At 74.0% G+C, this 18001-nt stretch carries 15 protein-coding genes; 8 read left to right on the top strand and 7 right to left on the bottom strand.

All coding sequences use genetic code 11. The features are described 5' to 3' along the window. Positions 1–30: 30 nt before the first annotated feature. Positions 31–357: an MGMT family protein gene (locus ABD330_RS02590; RefSeq protein ID WP_425555414.1), complete on the bottom strand. Its 327-nt coding sequence runs from the start codon at positions 355–357 to the stop codon at positions 31–33. A gap of 143 nt (positions 358–500) precedes the next feature. On the opposite strand from ABD330_RS02590, the gene ABD330_RS02585 reads away from it, so the two are divergent. After that, positions 501–3278 (top strand): flippase-like domain-containing protein, encoded by a 2778-nt coding sequence (locus tag ABD330_RS02585; RefSeq protein WP_344460171.1) that lies wholly within the window; start codon positions 501–503, stop codon positions 3276–3278. A gap of 207 nt (positions 3279–3485) precedes the next feature. Here the strand turns inward: ABD330_RS02585 and moeZ are convergent, their stop codons facing one another. The 5 genes from moeZ to ABD330_RS02560 all read right to left on the bottom strand — a co-directional run bounded on the left by moeZ (position 3486) and on the right by ABD330_RS02560 (position 10155). After that, complete coding sequence (moeZ, locus tag ABD330_RS02580; RefSeq protein WP_344460169.1) at positions 3486–4664, bottom strand: adenylyltransferase/sulfurtransferase MoeZ; 1179 nt, start codon at positions 4662–4664, stop codon at positions 3486–3488. Between the two features lie 229 nt (positions 4665–4893). After that, positions 4894–5865 (bottom strand): NAD-dependent epimerase/dehydratase family protein, encoded by a 972-nt coding sequence (locus tag ABD330_RS02575; RefSeq protein ID WP_344460167.1) that lies wholly within the window; start codon positions 5863–5865, stop codon positions 4894–4896. A 116-nt stretch (positions 5866–5981) separates the two neighbouring features. Continuing rightward, positions 5982–7067, bottom strand: a complete 1086-nt coding sequence (locus tag ABD330_RS02570) for a hypothetical protein (RefSeq protein ID WP_344460166.1) — start codon at positions 7065–7067, stop codon at positions 5982–5984. After that, positions 7067–8707, bottom strand: coding sequence for a DUF3492 domain-containing protein (locus ABD330_RS02565; RefSeq protein WP_344460164.1), 1641 nt, complete (start codon positions 8705–8707; stop codon positions 7067–7069). The genes ABD330_RS02570 and ABD330_RS02565 overlap by 1 nt, the downstream gene beginning before the upstream one ends. Before the next feature lie 524 nt (positions 8708–9231). Continuing rightward, positions 9232–10155: an alpha/beta fold hydrolase gene (locus ABD330_RS02560; protein ID WP_344460163.1), complete on the bottom strand. Its 924-nt coding sequence runs from the start codon at positions 10153–10155 to the stop codon at positions 9232–9234. Positions 10156–10396: 241 nt separating this feature from the next. Between ABD330_RS02560 and ABD330_RS02555 the strand changes: the two genes are divergently transcribed. From ABD330_RS02555 to ABD330_RS02545, 3 genes are all read left to right on the top strand, one after another. Next, a complete protein-coding gene (locus ABD330_RS02555; protein ID WP_344460161.1) occupies positions 10397–11077 on the top strand; it encodes a TetR/AcrR family transcriptional regulator in 681 nt (226 codons plus the stop codon). Between the two features lie 128 nt (positions 11078–11205). Next, positions 11206–11433, top strand: a complete 228-nt coding sequence (locus ABD330_RS02550) for a DUF3107 domain-containing protein (RefSeq protein ID WP_344460604.1) — start codon at positions 11206–11208, stop codon at positions 11431–11433. Positions 11434–11561: 128 nt separating this feature from the next. Continuing rightward, complete coding sequence (locus tag ABD330_RS02545; RefSeq protein WP_344460160.1) at positions 11562–11843, top strand: hypothetical protein; 282 nt, start codon at positions 11562–11564, stop codon at positions 11841–11843. 207 nt (positions 11844–12050) lie between these two features. On the opposite strand, the gene ABD330_RS02540 is transcribed toward ABD330_RS02545, so the two are convergent. Further along, entirely contained in the window at positions 12051–12773 is a 723-nt protein-coding gene (locus ABD330_RS02540; RefSeq protein WP_344460158.1) for a ferritin-like fold-containing protein, read from the bottom strand. Between the two features lie 406 nt (positions 12774–13179). Between ABD330_RS02540 and ABD330_RS02535 the strand changes: the two genes are divergently transcribed. The 4 genes from ABD330_RS02535 (at position 13180) to ABD330_RS02520 (ending at position 17945) form a co-directional block, all read left to right on the top strand. After that, on the top strand, positions 13180–15270 hold the full coding sequence (locus ABD330_RS02535; protein WP_425555413.1) for a DEAD/DEAH box helicase: 2091 nt from the start codon (positions 13180–13182) through the stop codon (positions 15268–15270). 180 nt (positions 15271–15450) lie between these two features. Beyond that, positions 15451–16317, top strand: coding sequence for an alpha/beta fold hydrolase (locus ABD330_RS02530; RefSeq protein ID WP_344460156.1), 867 nt, complete (start codon positions 15451–15453; stop codon positions 16315–16317). Positions 16318–16748: 431 nt separating this feature from the next. Beyond that, on the top strand, positions 16749–16895 hold the full coding sequence (locus tag ABD330_RS02525; RefSeq protein ID WP_344460155.1) for a hypothetical protein: 147 nt from the start codon (positions 16749–16751) through the stop codon (positions 16893–16895). 411 nt (positions 16896–17306) lie between these two features. Next, positions 17307–17945, top strand: coding sequence for a DUF6758 family protein (locus tag ABD330_RS02520; RefSeq protein ID WP_344460153.1), 639 nt, complete (start codon positions 17307–17309; stop codon positions 17943–17945). Positions 17946–18001: the final 56 nt, after the last annotated feature.

The raw sequence follows: 18001 nt of genomic DNA, 5'->3' as shown, positions 1-18001 counted from the left end.
CGGGGCGGACCGGTGCAGATTGGTGAGGTGCTACTTGCCGTCCCAGCGGGCGCGTTTCAGGTCCACCCGGGGCTCGCCCCCGACGGTGCGCAGCGGCGTCCCCTCCACCCGGTAGTTGGCCAGCGCCCGGTCCTCGTGGCCGGGCAGCGGCCGCCCGTCGGCGCGGACCACCCGCCACCAGGGCACCGCGCTGCCGTACAGCGCCATCACCCGGCCCACCTGCCTCGGGCCGCCCCGGCCGAGGTACTCGGCGACGTCCCCGTAGGTCATCACCAGGCCGGGCGGGATGCGTTCGGTGAGGTCGAGTACCGAGTCCGCGTACGGTTGGGGCCCGTCCGGGGGCACACTGTCTTCCATCTGCGGCATTTTTCCTCATCCGGTCCAGTCCGGGGCGCCGTGCGAGGGATTCGCCGCGCCCGATACGGCCCCTGTCCAGCACGGGCGGCCCGGGCATGCCACCATCTTCGGGGCGGTGAGTGGTGATACGAGGACAAGACCAGATGACCGGGACGGCAGACGTGGACGTGGACAGGGGCTCGGACGAGCCCGCCACCGACCGGTCTGCGCGCTCGGAGCAGGTCCCGCCGCCGCAGCGGATCTCGCTGGACAAGCAGCCGCGCGGCGAGGAGTCCGGCGCCCCGCACGCACAGACCGGCCCGGCTCCGGGCCGGGACCTGCCCGCAGGTCCGTCCGGAGCCCCGCACGGCGATCCGCGCAGGGACACCTACAGCGACAGCCGCAGAGATGCCTACAGAAATCCGTACAAGGGGGAGAAGGGCGTGCCGGCCGACGAGCCACCGACCGGCGACCACCTCGCCGTGGACGAGCCGCTGCTCGCGGCCCGAGCACACCGGCCGTCGGACCTGATCCGCTTCCTGGCCGGGGTCATGGGCATCGTCGCGCTGTTCCTGGTGGCCAGGTTCGCGGTCTCGACCACCTCGGGCCTGGAGACCGACATCTCCACCAACGCCCAGCGCATCCCCGGCCTGCTGAGCACCGTCGCCGCCCTGGTGTCGAGCGTCGCCGTACTCGCCGTACCGCTCTCCTTCGCCGTCGAGCGCCTGATCAAACGGGACGGGCTGCGGGTGGCCGACGGCGTGCTCGCCTCGGTGCTCGCCTACGGGGTCTCGCTGGGCGTCGACTGGTGGGTCGCGGTGGGCGCGCCGAACCTCCTCCGGGAGACGCTGACCCAGCTGCCGCCCGACGGCGCCCGGACCCTCACCGACCCGGTGCACGGCTATCTCGCGCCGGTGATCGCCTACATGACGGCGGTCGGCATGTCGAGCCGGCCACGCTGGCGGGTCGCGCTCTGGGTGGTGGTGATCCTCAGCGGCGTGACCGAACTGGTCAGCGGCTACACGACGCTGCTCTCCCTGCTGCTGACCGTGCTGATCGGCTGGTCCGTCGCGTACGGCACGCTGTACGCGATCGGCTCGCCGAACATCCGCCCGACCGGGAATCACCTGATGCTCGGGCTGCGCAAGGTCGGCTTCGCGCCGGCCGGCGCGCACCGGGCCTACGACGCCCCCGGCGGCACCCGCCGCTACTACGTCGAGCAGCAGGACGGGCCGCCGCTGGACGTCCACATCATCGACCGCGAGCAGCAGGCCTCCGGCTTCTTCTACCGGGCCTGGCGACGGCTGCGGCTGCGCTCGGTCGCCGTCCGGCGCAGCCCGCAGTCCCTGCGCCAGGCGCTGGAGCAGGAGGCGCTGATCGCCTACGCGGCGGCCGCCTCCGGCGCCCGCGCGCCGCAGCTGGTGGCCACCTCCGAGCTGGGCCCGGACGCCGCGATCCTGGTCTACGAGCAGGTCCCCGGCCGGACCCTGGACGAGCTGCCGGGCGAGGAGATCACCGACCAGGTGATGGCCTCGCTCTGGGAGTCGGTCGGCGCGCTGCACGAGCGGCGGATCGCCCACCGGAGGCTCACCGGCGAATCGCTGCTGGTGGTGGACGACAAGACCGGTTGCCTGGTCAACCTGTCCGGTGGCGACATCGCGGCCGGCGACCTGACCCTGCGGATCGACGTCGCCCAGCTGCTCACCACCTTCGCGCTGCGGGTCGGTCCGGAGCGGGCGGTGGCCACGGCCAACGCGGTGCTCGGCGCCGACCGGGTCGCCGCCTCGCTGCCGCTGCTACAGCCGGTCGGGATGAGCCGCAGCACCAGGATCGACCTGGCCCGGCTGGGCAAGGAACGCAAGGCCGCCGCGCAGGCGCTGGCGCTGGAGCAGGTCGCGGCCGGCGAGCGCACCCAGCAGCAGGCCGAGGAGGACATCGCGACCGCCGGCGAGGACCTGCTGAGCCGGATCCGCGGCCAGATCCTGCAGATCGCGCCCGAGGCCCCGATGGCCCCGGCGAAGCTGGAGCGGCTCAAGCCGAAGACCCTGATCATGGTCATCGCGCTGACCTTCGCCGCCTACCTGGCCCTCACCACCGTCAAGCCCGCGCAGCTCAAGCTCTCCCAGATGGACTGGGCCTGGGCGGCGGTCGCGTTGGCCGCCGCCGCGATCAGCTACGTCGCGGCGGCGATGAGCCTGACCGGGTTCGTGCCCGAGCGGCTGCCGTTCCGGCGTACGGTGGCGGCCCAGGTCGCCGGGTCGTTCGTGAAGCTGGTCGCGCCCGCCGCGATCGGCGGAATCGCGCTGAACACCCGCTACCTGCAGAAGGCGGGCATCCGGTCCGGCCAGGCGGTCGCCAGCGTCGGCGCCTCGCAGCTGGCCGGTCTCGCCGGGCACCTGCTGCTGCTGTTCTGCTTCGGCCTGATCACCGGCAGCCAGACCAACGGGGACCTCGGCGCCTCCCGAGCAGTGATCATCGGGGTGCTCACGGCCGCCGTGCTGGCACTGGTGGTCGCCGCCGTCGGCCCGCTGCGGCGGTTCGTGGTGACGCGGGTACGGTCGCTGTTCTTCGGCGTCGTCCCCCGGATGCTCGACCTGATGCAGACCCCCAGCAAGCTGGTCACCGGCTTCGGCGGGATCCTGCTCCTGACGCTCAGCTTCACCGCCTGCCTGGACGCCTCCGTCCGGGCCTTCGGCTACTCGATGAGCTTCTCCGCCGTCGCGGTGGTCTTCCTGACCGCGAACGCGGCCGGCTCCGCGATCCCGACCCCGGGCGGGATCGGCCCGGTGGAGATCGCCCTGGTCGGCGCGCTGACCCTGTCCGGCGTACCGCCGGTGGCCGCCACCCCGGCGGTCTTCCTCTACCGGGCGCTGACCTTCTGGCTGCCCGTGCTCCCGGGGTGGATCTCCTACAACGTGCTGCAGCGCAAGGGCACGCTGTAGCCTGCGGCTCACTCGGCGGGCACGGCCAGGGGGCTGCCGGGGAACCGTTCGTACGCCTCTGCCCCTGGGCGGCGGACCGGTCGGGAGGTGCCCCCACGTGCAAGGGCAGACGAGGCCAGGGGCGCGGGGAACTGCGCGAAATCGGAAGTGACGGCGCCGCACCTTCCGACTCGCGCAGTTCCCCGCGCCCCTGGCCGTGGCCGGTCTCTAGTAGATGGGCTTCTCCGGCTCGATCTGGTTGACCCAGCCGACCACGCCGCCGCCCAGGTGGACGGCGTCCGAGAAACCGGCCGCCTTGAGGACGGCCAGCACCTCGGCGGAGCGGACACCCGTCTTGCAGTGCAGCACGATCTTCTTGTCCTGCGGCATCAGCTCCAGCGCGGTGCCCATCAGGAACTCGCCCTTCGGGATGAGCGTGGCACCCGGGATGCTGACGATCTCGTACTCGTTGGGCTCGCGGACGTCGACGAGGAAGATGTCCTCGTTCTCGTCCTGCCAGGCCTTGAGCTGCTTGGAGGTGATGGTGGAACCCGCGGCGGCGGCCTGGGCCTCCTCCGACACGACTCCGCAGAACGCCTCGTAGTCGATCAGCTCGGTGACCGTCGGGTTCTCGCTGCAGACCGCGCAGTTCGGGTCCTTGCGGACCTTGACCTGGCGGTAGGTCATCTCCAGGGCGTCGTAGATCATCAGGCGGCCGACCAGCGGGTCACCGACACCGGCCAGCAGCTTGATCGCCTCGGTCACCTGGATCGAGCCGATCGAGGCGCACAGCACGCCGAGCACGCCGCCCTCGGCGCAGGACGGGACCATGCCTGGCGGCGGGGCCTCCGGGTAGAGGCAGCGGTAGCAGGGGCCGTGCTCGGCCCAGAAGACGCTGGCCTGGCCGTCGAAGCGGTAGATCGAGCCCCAGACGTACGGCTTGCCGAGCAGCACCGCGGCGTCGTTCACCAGGTACCGGGTGGCGAAGTTGTCCGTGCCGTCGACGATCAGGTCGTAGCCGGAGAAGATCTCCATCACGTTGGAGTTGTCGAGGCGCTCCTCGTGCAGGATCACCTCGACGTACGGGTTGATCTCCTTGACCGAGTCCCGGGCGGACTCCGCCTTGGAACGACCGATGTCGGAGTGGCCGTGGATGATCTGGCGCTGGAGGTTGGACTCGTCGACGGTGTCGAACTCGACGATGCCGAGCGTGCCCACACCGGCGGCGGCCAGGTACATCAGGGCCGGTGATCCGAGGCCACCGGCGCCGACGCACAGCACCTTCGCGTTCTTCAGCCGCTTCTGCCCGGCCATCCCGACATCGGGAATGATCAGGTGGCGGGAGTACCGGCGGACCTCGTCAACGGTGAGCTCGGCGGCCGGCTCGACCAGGGGTGGCAGCGACACGGGGACTCCGATGGTCGTCGTCATATCGGTTTGAGCTTCGATTCAGCTACGCCAACAGTGTCACGCCCCCTCGGTATTCCGAGACAGCTGGTCCAATGGGCGAGACGGTCGGCGCCGGATGGTGGGATCGGGCCGCCACCCGGCCCGCGGCCCGCCCCACCCGGCCCGATCCGCCTGGTTGAGCCGCGGCGGGGTGCCGGAGGACTCCGCCGGGCGCCGCCGGGGTGTCTCAGACCCGGCAGGCGGTCTCCATCCAGATGTCGCCGAGCGACTCCTCCAGCGGGACCTGTGTCCGCCAGCCGAGACGGTCCCGGGCCGTCCGGACGTCCGCCTGGCGCCACTGGACGGGCTCCATGACGGGACGCGGCTCGTGGGTGCGGTGCTGGTCCGCACCCCGGTGGCCATGGTGCTCGGCGGTGGCCGCCGGCTGGCTCGGGAGCAGGACCTGCCGGGCGTCCTCGCTGATCGTGCCCTCGAAACCGGAGGCCCGGACGAGCAGCTGGGCCGCGTCCCGGGCCCGGACGGCATGGCCGCTGCCGATGTTGATCACCCCGGTGGCGGCGGACACCGCCGCCGCCTGGATCGCCCGGGCGACGTCCCGCACGTCCACGAAATCCCGGTATCCGGACAGGTCCGGCATCCGCACCTGGTGCTCGCCGTGCTCCAGGGCGCGCCGCAGACCCTCGGAGAGCCGCCCGAACAGCGAGGCCGTCGGCGAACCGGGACCGACCACGTCGAAGACCCGCAGCACCGCGGCGTCCAGCCCGGACGAGATCACCAGCTCGGTACCGGCCAGCTTGGACACCCCGTACGGGCCGACCGGCCGGGGCTCGGCGGTCTCCGCGATCGGGGCACCGGCCGGCATCGGGCCGTACTCGGCCGCCGAACCCACGTGCACCAGCCGGGCCGGCTCCCGGCTGCGGCGGATCGCCTCGCAGACCGTGGCGACGGCCAGCGTGTTGGCCTTGATCAAGGCGCGCGACGTCCCGTACGTCACCCCGGCGCAGTTGATCACCACCTGGGGGGCCACCGCGTCCAGGAACCTCGACAGTGCGCCGGGGCTGCCCGCCGTCAGGTCGAATCGGATGTCGGCGGAGTCACGTCGGCCGAGCACGGTGACCTGGAGTTCCTGGTCGGCCAGGAGACGGTCGGCGACCCGGCGGCCGATGAAACCGTCGGCGCCCAGCAGCAGCACCCTCATCGGGGGTGTCCTTCCACGAAGCCCGGCCCGTGCGGGCCCGGCGGATTGCGAGTGATCGGGCGGGGTCGGGAGCGGGTGGGGGTCAGGAACGGGTACGAGTCGGGAGCGGATGGAGGTCAGGGAACGGCGGTCGGGCCGAGGTACCCCGGGACGCGCCCGAGGACCGCCCAGGCGTAGGGGAGCAGCAGGGCCGCCGCCGCGCCGCAGCAGAGCAGCTGCGCCGTGCCGGGGTCGTACCGGAGGGCCGTCAGCAGCGCGCTGCCCGCCCCGGCGCCGACCAGCCCGGCCGCGGCCGGAGCGGACCGGCCGCTGTACCGCAGGACGGCGGCGGAGACCAGCAGCAGGCCGAGCGCGGCCGCCCCGGCCCACTGCGCACCGGAGGCCCGCAGCGCCGCCTGGTGCAGCAGCCCGCCCGGCCCGGGCCGGGGCGCGAGCACGGTGAGCACGGACAGGGCGGCGAAACAGAGCACGGCGAGCACAGCCAGGTGCAGCAGTACGGCCACCGGCAGGGCCGGCCGCATCCGGGCCCGGAACTCGGCCAAGGTCCTGGCCGAGCCGAGGTGGTCGCGGGCAGCCTGCCGGAGCCAGCCGGCCGACCACTCGACCGATCCGACGCCCAGCGCGGCGGCCAGACCGAATGCGGCCTCGGGCTCCCGCGCCCGGAGCGGCACGGCGAGCAGCAGCGCGACCCCGAGCCCGTAGCCGAGCCCCGCACCGAGCCCGGAACCGACCCCGGCTCCGTATCCGGAGCCGGACCGCCGGTCGGGCCGGGGCCGCTCCCGTCTGCCCGCGGCAACCCGGGCCAGCCAGGCGCCGCAGACGGCGAGCAGCGCCAACGCGACCGGTGGCGGCAGTGCCCGGGAGCCGAGCAGGACGGCGCAGGGCAGCGCGTGCAGCGCGGAGCTGCGCAGCGCCCGGCCCGTCCGCCGCTGCCAGTGGGTGCCGCGCGCGGGCGGCTGCGGATCGGGTGGGCGGCGCGGGACCCGGGCGTACAGCTCCTCGGCCAGGGCGAAGACGTCCACGTGCCGGTAGCGGGCGGCCTCGGCCGGGCCGAGGCCGCTGTCCTCCAGCCCGGCGGCGATGTCCAGTGCGTCGACGGCCTGCTCGCAGAGGGCGCGGTGCCGGTCCATCAGCTCGCGTACCGGGTCGCCCGGCAGGCCGGCCGGCCGCTCGGTGCCGGAGCCCGGCTGTTGGCCGGCCATCAGACCGCCTCCGCCAACGCCCCCGGCTCGGCGACCCCCGGCTCGGTGTCGGTCACAGCCTCGGACAGGCGCTGGGGCGGGCCCTGCGACGGCCGCTCGGCGGGCGACTCGGCGGCCGCCCGCACACCCCGCACCCAGTACTCGACCGGCCGGGCGAAGGGACGCAGCGCGTCCACCGCCGGGCCGTCACCGGCCGGGAAGGCCGGCCACTGCGAGAGCAGCTCCAGGTAGATCTCGCGGAAGGCCGCCACCACCGGCTCGACGGCGAAACGCTCCTGCGCACGCAGTCTCCCGGCCAGGCCGAGCCGGGCTCTGCGCTCCTCGTCCCGCAACAGGGCCAGGCAGGCGCCGGCCAGCGACTGCGGGCTGCGTGGCGGGACCAGCAGACCGGTCGGGCCGACCACCTCCCTCGCGACGCCGACCTCGGTGGAGACCACCGCGCGCCCGCTCAGCATCGCGTCGGCGAGCAGGCGGGGGCTGCGCTGCGCGAGCGCCGAGAAGACCACCACGCTGCCCGCCTCCCACGCCCGGGCCGTACCGGCCGGCCGGCCCTCGAAGGTGACCGAGCCGCCGAGCCCCAGCCGGTCGGCGACCGCCCGGCAGTGCGCGAGGTACCCGGGCACGCCTTCCTCGCCGTACATCCGCAGCCGGGCCCCGGGCAGCTCGGCGCGCACCCGGGCGAAGGCGTGCAGCATCAGGGCCGGATCGCGGCCGGGCTCCAGCGCCCCGGCCCAGACCAGGGTCGGCTGCTCGGGCTCGGGCCCGGCGGCCGCGCGGGTCACCGCCGGGGTGCCCTCGTGGACCACCCTGGTCCGGGCCGGGTCGGCGCCGCAGCGCAGCTGCCAGTGCTGGTCGTAGGCGCTGCCCGGGGTCAGCACGGCGGCCTGCCGGTACGTTTCCTCGGCGAGCAGCCGGAAGAAGCCGAGCAGCAGGGCCCGGACGGGCCAGCGGTAGGGCGCGGTGCGGTAGCTGCGGTACTGCTCGCGCAGGTGCAGACCGTGCTCGGTGAGCACGAACGGCACGCCGTGCAGGTGCTTGGCCGCCAGCGCGGGCAGGGCGGCCGGGCCACCGCCGACCACGTGGCAGAGGTCCACCCCGCCGAGGCCCTGCTCGCCGGTGCCGTACCAGGGGGCGGAGAGCGGGCGCAGGCACTGCTCCAGCAGATCCCCCGCGACCAGTACGTCGCGGACCTGCGGCTGCCCGGCGGCGGTGTCCGCACCGGGCGAGCCCCACTCCTGCTCCAGGGTGCGCCGGGCCTGGCCGGAGGCGAGGAAGGCGGGCAGCGCGCCGTCCTCACGGGCGAGCGCGGCGAGCCGGTACAGCCCGTCGGCGAACCCGGCGCGCTCGCCCGGCAGCACCAGTGCGCGGACCAGGTCGCGGTAGGCGCGGACGTAGAGCCGCCGCCGGTGCAGCGAGGGGCCCCGGCCGGCCGGCCGCCGCCCCCACATCGGCAGCTCGTGCACGACGCCGGGGGGCTCGGCCCGATCGGCCTCGTCGGCCCGGTCGGCCGCAGCGCCCGTGGACAGCAGGTACAGCCGGAAATCGTGCTCGGCCAGCCCTTCGACGAGCCGGCCGCACCAGCCGCCACCGGTACGCGGTGCGTACGGATGAACGCCCTCGGTGAGCAGAGCAATGCGCACGACGACCTCCAGAGCAGAGCAGAGCGGAGCGGTTCGATGGACCAGGAGTGCAACTTCGTCACGACCGGGAGCCTGATCAGCCAGTACGCCCGTACTCAGAAGGCCAGTACTCAGAAGGAGGGCGCGGCCCTCGACGGGCTCGGCAGCGCCGCCCGGGCCGCCGACCGCTCTCCCTGCGGCCGTGACCCCGGGCGTAGCGCTCGACGCCCTTTCTCGCAGCCGCCCCTTGGGCACCCGACGGCTGCTGCTCCCCCACATCTGTTCGGTCCGACATCACGAAGGTAGAGCGAGGGGCCGACAACTCCTCGCTCACGTGCCTGGTTGCCACCTGAACGAGTGAACCAGCGTGACCTACCCCGCCAACCCGCGTTGGCGACCCCTGCGCCCGCTCCCGGGCAGCCCTGCCCGGCCCTGTCCAGCCACTCCGGCCTGGACGGCCTGTCCGGCCTGTCCGGCCTGGACGCGGCCTCTCCAGCTCCTCCGGCCCGGCCCCGCCCGTCCTCCCGCCCGTCCCGCCCGGACGCTCAGCCCCGCGCCAGCAGCTCCCGCGCCGCCCGGGCCACCTGGACCGGGTGTTCCATCATCGCGACGTGCCCGGAGTCCGGCAGGACCAGCAGCCGGGCGTCCGCGAAGGCGGCACAGGCCCGGCGGGCGGAGCGGTACGAGACCAGCTTGTCCTTCAGCCCGTACACCAGCAGCACCGGCACCCGGACCTGCTCGGCCTGCCGCCAGAGCGACTGCTCACCGCGCTCGGTGTAGGCGGAGACGATCCCCCGCGCGCTGCCCACCAGGACCTCCAGCGCGTACGGCAGTGCCGCCCGGCGCCGGTACTCCGCCACCGCACGCTCGCGGCGCTCGGCCGGGACGCCCGGCGCGTCGCCGTACACCAGGCGCAGCAGGCCCTCGGTGGCCTCCTCCGCGCTCCGGCCGGCGGCCGGGACGCGCTGGAGCAGCGCGGGCACCCCCGGCACCGCGATCAGGCCGGTGGGCCAGGCGGTGCGCTGCGGGGGCAGCTCGGGCAGGGCGGGCGAGATCAGGGTCAGGCTGCGGACCAGGTCCGGGCGGAGCGCGGCGAGGCGGACGGCCACCGCACCGCCGAGCGAGTTGCCGAAGAGGTGCACCGGCCCGCGCCCGGACTGCTCCAGGTACCCGATCACCGCCCTGACGTGCCCGGACACCGAGAGGTCGCCGTCCTGCGGGGGCGCCGACCAGCCGAACCCGGGCAGGTCCACGGCTTCACCCGCGACCACGTCGGCGAGTTCCGCCATCAACTCGGTCCAGTTGTCGCCCGAGCCGCCGAGACCGTGCACGAACAGGGCCGGTGGCAGCCCCTCCGTCCCGGCGGGGGGCCCGGTGACCGCGAGGACGGCCCCGGGTACGGCGACGGTACGGAAGTCCTCGGTACGGAGAGGGTCGGCCGGGGCCGCCACCTGCTGCTCAGCGCTCATGGAGGACGATGGTAGTGAGGCCCTGGCAGGCCCTGCCGTCCCCGGTGCCATCTCACGCTCTGGACAGCACAGGCCAGCCCCGTATTGTGGGCTTCCGACAAGGGCGTGCCGTGCTTTTCTCGCCTCCGACCGGCGCAGATCCGGTTACTCGAAAGTAGAATCGGCCACCTTGCCAGCTATGCACGGCACACCGTCCAAACCGTGGGCGCGCCTGCCGCAGACCGTGAAGTGAGGAGCGCCCGTGACGGCCATCCAAGAGGCGCAGGAGCGCCCGCGCGGTGCCCGCCTGCCGCGAAGCGCCCGCCGCGAACAACTGCTCGGAGCCGCGCAGGAGGTGTTCGTCGCCCAGGGGTACCACGCTGCCGCCATGGACGACATCGCCGACCGCGCCGGGGTCAGCAAGCCGGTGCTCTACCAGCACTTCCCCGGAAAGCTGGAGCTCTACCTCGCACTGCTCGACAAGCACTGCGAGGCGCTGGTCGACGCGACCCGCAACGCACTGTCCGCGACCACCGACAACAAGATGCGCGTCGCCGCGACCATGGAGGCGTACTTCAACTACGTCTCCAGCGAGTCCGGCGCCTTCCGACTGGTCTTCGAGTCCGACCTGACGAACGAGCCCGCCGTCCGCGAGCGGGTCGAGCGGGCCTCGGACGCCAGCGCGACGCTGGTCAGCAAGGTCATCGCGGAGGACACCGACCTCCCGGAGCACGAATCCAAGCTGCTCGCGGCCGGGGTCTGCGGCCTGGCCCAGATCACCGCGCGCTACTGGCTCTCGCAGGGTCTGGAGATCCCGCGCGACGAGGCCGTCCGGCTGGTCGCCAGTCTGGCCTGGCGCGGCCTCAAGGGCTTCCCGATGCACCCGACCGACCAGCCCGAGGAGCAGTCCGCCGAGGACTCGGACGGCGCCAGCGCCGAATAGGTGATCAGCTGACCTTCCTCGCACGGCGACCCAGGTGCTCTATGGTGAAGCCGTACGGCGCGGTCGCCGCGAACACCGGTTCGAGACTGTCGCGCATGGATACCTGCAACCCCGGAGGGACGGAAGCCGTGGAGGTCAAGATCGGCGTGCAGCACGCGCCCCGAGAGATCGTTCTCGAGAGCACGCAGACTGCCGAAGAGGTCGAGAGCGCGGTCGCCAAGGCGCTGGAGGGCACCTCGAAGCTCTTCACGCTGACCGACGAGCACGGCCGCCGCGTGATCGTCCCGGCCGAGCGCCTGGCGTACGTGGAGATCGGCGAGCAGACCGTGCGCAAGGTCGGCTTCGGCAACCTCTGAGCCGCCTGCACCAGCAGGACTGTGCCCCGCCCTTTCTGATGAGGGGCGGGGCACAGTCGTTTCGGCAGCGGTGGCCGCTGGGTATGGCCGAGGTACGACAGGACCGCGCCAGCCCCGGGAGGCAGCCCGTGCTCATCGAGTCGATCGGCTTCGCGTTCATCGGTCTGGCCGTCGGGATCGGCGCGCTGCTCCTGCTGCCCGAGTTCTTCCCGGGCGCCCGGGGGCTGACCGTCGCGACGGCGCTGGTGACCGCCCTGCTCGGCGGGTGGATCACCCACTACGCGCTGGGCGGACGCCTGCCGGGGGTCTCCCTGGGGGTCTCGGCGATCGCCTCGGTCCTGCTGGTCTCGGTACTGGCCCGGCCCGACCGCGCCGCGGGGCGCTCTCGGGGGCGGCACCGCCACGCGTGACCTGCTCCGCAGGGGTTGCGCGGCTCACCCCGGTCAGCTGTGCAGCTCGCCCGAAATTGCGCTGTCCCAGGGGCGCGGGGAACTGCGCGAAAGCGGAAGGTGCGGCGCCGTCACTCCCGGTTTCGCGCAGTTCCCCGCGCCCCTGGGGTTGGCCCCTACCTGTCAGTTCGCCTTAGCTATCAGGGGGCGGCCCTGCCTGTGCCCGGGTCAGGAGGCCAGGCCGAGGACGGCCATGCGCTTGGTGTGGGCCTCGGTGATGCGGTTGAACATCTTGCCGACCTCGACCAGGTCGAAGCCCTGCACGGCGCCGCCGACCAGGAGGTTGGAGAGCGCGTCGCGCTCGGCGACCACCCGCTGGGCCTGGCTGAGTGCCTCGCCCATCAGCCGGCGGCCCCAGAGGGCCAGCCTGCCGCCGACCCGCGGGTTCTCCTCGATCGCCTGCCGCACCCGGTCCACGGCGAACTGCGCGTGCCCGGTGTCGGACATCACCCGCAGCACCAGGTCCCGGGTGTCGTCGTCCAGCCGGACGGCGACCTCGCGGTAGAAGTCGGTCGCGATCGCGTCACCGACGTACGCCTTGACCAGGCCCTCCAGCCAGTCCGCGGGCGCGGTCATCCGGTGGAAGGACTCCAGCGGCTCGACGAACGGGGTCATCACCTCGGTCGGGTCGGCGCCGACCTCGACCAGGCGGTCGTGCAGCAGCTGGTAGTGCTGGAACTCGGCGGACGCCATCCGGGCCAGCGCCGCCTTGTCGGGCAGCCCGGGGGCGAGCTTGGCGTCCTCCGCGAGCCGCTCGAACGCGCTCAGCTCGCCGTACGCGAGGGCGCCGAGCAGGTCCAGCACGGCCGCGCGGTAGCCGGGGTCGGCCGCGCAGCTCGTCCAGTCGCCGATCGAGGTCCCGTCTGCCTGCGCGTCTGCCTGAGTCTCCATGGCTCGCCACCCTAGACCCTCCGGCCGGGCTGCTCCGCGCCCGCCGGGAGGCGGCCGCCGAAGGAGGTAGGACGCGTCACATGTTCGAGTCGTCGCCTGACTGTATGGTGGTAGTGAGGCCCGATGTACCCAGGCGCACGAGCGTGCGCCCCACGGACACCGGGCACTCACGTACGCGGATGCCCGGTCGGAGACCCGATCGGCTCCGACCTCGGCTTGGACTTCAAGCCTAGGCACCGCATCAGTGGCCGAGCGAGGGTCGCCGCGGACCGCGCCTGCAACGGCGGAGGTCCCGCGCATGGCCCCGCAGGGAATCCTCCCCCGCGCCGCCGGACGACGCGCCCGCTACCGGGCCGCTCGTGACGGCAGGCCGCAGGGGCCGGCGCGGTTGTGCGACCCCGTAGCTGTGCCCCCGGCCCCAACCGGCCCGGACGCCGCGACGTGGCTGCCCGCCGCCCTCTCGCTCTCGGTCCCCCCACATGGAAGAGGCAGCACCCTGTCCACCACCGCTGAACCCGCCAAGACCACCTTCCGAGAGCTCGGGATCCTGTCGGAGACCGCCGAGGCCCTGGAGGCCGTCGGCATCATCCACCCCTTCCCGATCCAGGAGATGACCCTCCCGGTCGCGCTGACCGGCCACGACGTCATCGGCCAGGCCAAGACCGGCACCGGCAAGACCCTCGGTTTCGGCCTCCCGCTGATCGAGCGCGTGATCGTCCGCGCCGACGTCGACGCGGGCCGCGCCACCGAGGAGCAGCTCACCGAGAGCCCGCAGGCGCTGATCGTCGTCCCGACCCGCGAGCTCTGCACCCAGGTCACCAACGACCTGCAGACGGCCGGCAAGGTCCGTAACGTCCGCGTGCTCGCGATCTACGGCGGCCGGGCGTACGAGCCGCAGGTCGAGGCGCTCAACAAGGGCGTCGACATCATCGTCGGCACCCCCGGCCGCCTGCTCGACCTGGCCGGACAGCGCAAGCTCGACCTCTCGAAGGTCCGCGCGCTGGTGCTCGACGAGGCCGACGAGATGCTCGACCTGGGCTTCCTGCCCGACGTCGAGAAGATCATCACGATGCTGCCCGCCAAGCGGCAGACCATGCTGTTCTCGGCCACCATGCCGGGCCAGGTCATCAGCCTCGCCCGCCGGTACATGAGCCAGCCGACCCACATCCGGGCCACCGCGCCGGACGACACCGGCCACACCGTGGCCAACACCACCCAGCACATCTTCCGCGCGCACTCGCTCGACAAGGTCGAGATGGTCTCGCGCATCCTGCAGGCCGAGGGCCGTGGCCTGGCGATGATCTTCTGCCGGACCAAGCGGACCGCCGCCGACGTCGCCGACCAGCTGACCCAGCGCGGCTTCGCGGCCGGCGCCGTGCACGGCGACCTCGGCCAGGGCGCCCGCGAGCAGGCGCTGCGGGCCTTCCGGGCCGGCAAGGTCGACGTGCTGGTCTGCACCGACGTCGCGGCCCGTGGCATCGACGTCGAGGGCGTCACGCACGTCATGAACTACCAGTGCCCGGAGGACGAGAAGACCTACCTCCACCGGATCGGCCGCACCGGCCGCGCCGGGGCGTCCGGCACCGCCGTGACGCTGGTCGACTGGGACGACATCCCGCGCTGGCAGCTGATCAACAAGGCGCTGGACCTGAAGTTCCCGGAGCCGGAGGAGACCTACTCGACCTCCCCGCACCTCTACGAGCTGCTGAAGATCGCCCCCGGCACCACCGGCGTGCTGCCGCGCGCCGAGCGGACCCGGGCGGGTCTGGGCGCCGAGGCCGTCGAGGACCTGGGCGAGACCGGCGGGCGCGGTTCGCGCTCGGCGGGCCGTCCGGCCCGTGGCGGTCGTGGCGGCGCCGCACCGGCCGCCGCCGAGCAGCCGGCCGAGCGTCCGGCGCGCCAGCCGCGTGAGCGTCGGCGCACCCGTAGCGGCGGCGCCGAGGGCGCGGCCGCCGTGGTGGAGACCGCCGCCACTGCCGTCGCCGCGCCGGCCGAGGCGCCGGCCGAGGGCGAGGCCCCGCGCCGCCGCCGTCGCCGCCCGCGCAACGCCGCAGCGGTGGAGGCCGTCCAGACCGCCGAGGGCACGGCGTCCGCCGAGGCCGCTGCGGTCGTCGAGGCCGTCGCCCCGGTCAGCGCACCGGTCGCCGAGGCCGCACGGGTCGCGGAAGCAGCCCCGGTCGTGGAGGCCGCACCGGTCGCCGAGGCTGCCCCGGTCGCCGAGGTGAAGGCGCCCCGCAAGCGCGCGTCCCGCGCCAAGGCGAAGGCCCCCGAGGCCGAGGCCGCCGTCGAGGCGGCCCCGGTCGCCGAGACCGCCGAAGCCGCCGTGGTGAAGGCCGCGCCGAAGAAGCGCGCGTCCCGCGCCAAGGCCAAGGCCCCCGAGGCTGCGGTCGAGGCCGTCGCCGAGGCCCCGGCCGAGGACGCCCCGGCGGCCCCGCGCCGTCGTACCCGTACCCGCCGCCCGGCGGGCGCCGAGACCGAGGCCACGCCGGAGAGCTGAGCAGTCCGGCACGTACGGGCGGGCCGGATCACCACGATCCGGCCCGCCCGTCGGCGTACCGGGCCTCGTCCACCCCGGTCGCGCCCGCGCCGTCGGCGCCCACCCCCTTCGCAGCGCCCCCTTCCCGCCACTGCCTACGCACGGCGACCGCCCGCCCCGACACCCGCAGGAGTCCGCCCGATGAGCACCCCGCCGTTCCTCGCCCTGCCCGCCTGCGCCGAGGCGCTGCGCCTGACGACCGCCCGGGGCGAGTTCGCCGCGCTGCTGGCCGTACCGGCCGGGCCGCCGCGCGGGACGGCACTGCTCGTGCCCGGGTTCACGGGCAGCAAGGAGGACTTCATCGCGCTGCTGGAGCCGCTCGCGGCGGCCGGGTACCGGGTGGCCGCCGTCGACCAGCGCGGGCAGTACGAGACGGGCGGCGGCGCCGACCGGGCCGCCTACGCGATCGAGCAGTTCGCCGACGACGTGTCGGCGCTCTCCGCCGAGCTGGCCGACGACGGCCCGCTGCACCTGCTCGGGCACTCGTTCGGCGGGCAGGTGGTCCGGGAGACGGTGCTGCGGGAGAGTGTGCTGCGGGCCGGGCGGGAGCTGCCCTGGCGGTCGCTGACGCTGCTCTCCTCCGGGCCCGGTGCGATCGATCCGGCCGAGGCCGTCCGGACGAAGCTGCTGGCCGACGCGTTGCAGTCGATGGACCTGGAGTCGATCTGGCAGCTGATGCGGCAGCTGGAGAAGGAGCCCGCCGTCCCGCTGCGCCCGGAGATCGCCGACTTCCTGCACCGGCGCTGGGTGGCCAACGTCCCCGAAGCCCTGGCCGCCATGGCCGGGCATCTCGTCGCGGCGCCCGACCGGGTCACGGAGCTGGCGGCCGTACCGCTGCCGAAGCTGGTGCTCTCGGGCGTGCAGGACTACGCCTGGCCGGTCACCGAGCAGTCCGCGATGGCCGAGCGGCTGGGCGCCCGCCGGGTGCTGATCGACGACGCGGGCCACTCCCCCAACGCCGAGCAGCCCGCCGCCACGGCCGCCGCGCTCGTCGACTTCTGGGCCTGATCCGCGAACGCCCCGACCTGCCCCACCCCGCCCGACGCCGGCCCGCCCCGCCCGGCTCCACCCGTCCCGACGCCGGCCCGCCCCGCCCGGCTCCACCCGTCCCGGCTGCGGCCCGCCCCGCCCGGCTCCACCCGTCCCGGCTGCGGCGACGGACCCCGGTGCGCCGGGTCCGACGCGACCCGCACGTGACATAACACGGGACAAAATTCTTTAGCTCGGGTAATATTTGACTCTGTCCGGGAATCATTGCGCTCAGTAGCCCTGTTGACCTGAAGGTGCCGGTCAGCCGAAACCGGGACTTCACGGACGGGCAACCGCCCGGAAGCAGGACCGGGGCACCGTAGCTCCCAGGACACCGCAGCACCCCGCACCACCGACCGAACCGAACGAGCCCCGGCCAGTGAACCGCCGGGGCAGAAAAGGAGAGGCCCATGCGTTTCGAGATCCTCCGACTGGACGACGTCCAAGGCGCCGCAACCGACACCCTCATCGCCGACGCCGCAACCGTCCGCAAGCTCGTGGAGGCCGCCGCCCGTACCGGCGAGCGCCTCTACATCCGACCGTGCAAGACGGTCTGAACCGGGGCGGACCGGCTCACCCCGCGTTCGAGGCTCCAGCACCCCACTGACGCCCTGTCATCCTCCGGCCGCCGGCCGACGAGTCGATGCCGGGGCGTCCGTGCGTCCGGCAGCCCCCGGCCCACCCCGAGCGCCCCGGCCGCCGGACCGCCGGACAGGCCGCCCGCCGGACCGTCCGCCGAGCGTCCACTGCGCCATCCGTCGCGACGCCCACCGCGCCGTCCGTCGACCCGTCCGTCGAGCCGCCCATTGCGCCGTCCGGCCGAGGGCACGTTTGCCGGTGCGCCGCACGGGACATCCCCTAGCAGGACTTCCGCCGTCTTCCGGGCCGACCGGGGCAGGTGACGCGACCCGCTTCCTACGGGTGATCGTCCTTGACGCGGCGGGCCGGAGGGAGGACCGTTGTCGGCTATGAGGGGCGAGCCAAGCTGCCCGAGGTGCGCCGGCCGGGTCCGGGCACCCGGTCTCTTCTCCGACACCTGGCAGTGCGACCAGCACGGCGCCGTGCACCCGATGCAGCCGGTGCTGCCCCCGAGTGTCGAGGCCCTGGGCGTCGCGGTCGCCCGCTCCCAGGTGCCGGTCTGGCTGCCCTGGCCGCTGCCGGTCGGCTGGCTGTTCACCGGCATCGCGCACGCGGGGGACGACGTCTCCGGCGCCAGGGCCACGGCGGTGGCCTGCTCCGGCCCGGCCCCGCTGGGCGGCTTCGGCGAGCTGGTCCTGATCGCCGAGGAGCTCGGCGTCGGCCTGGGCGCCCGGTACGCGGGCCTGGCCGGCCCCGACCCGGGCGACTCCGTCTCGCTCTACAAGCCCGCCGACGCCAAGCTGCTCGCCGCCGGGCGCCCCACCCCGATGTTCCACGTACCGGAAGCGCCCAGCGACCGCGCGGTCTTCGTGGGCGAGGCACGCGGGCTCTGGCTCTGGGCGATCGTCTGGCCCGAGACCTCGGCCCTGATGATGTACGACGAACTGGTCCTCACCGACCTGCGGGACGCCGGCGCCGAGCTCGAACTGCTGCCCTGCGGGGCCCTCTCGCCGCGCCTGCTGGGCTGACTATCCTGGGCTCACCCGCCCAGCCGCCAGCACAGCCGTCAGGAGCACCCGAGATC

The sequence above is a fragment of the Kitasatospora kazusensis genome, from assembly GCF_039529945.1.
Taxonomy (GTDB): domain Bacteria; phylum Actinomycetota; class Actinomycetes; order Streptomycetales; family Streptomycetaceae; genus Kitasatospora; species Kitasatospora kazusensis.
The sequence above is the reverse complement of the archived record's forward strand: the minus strand, read 5'-3'. Positions and strand labels throughout refer to the sequence as shown.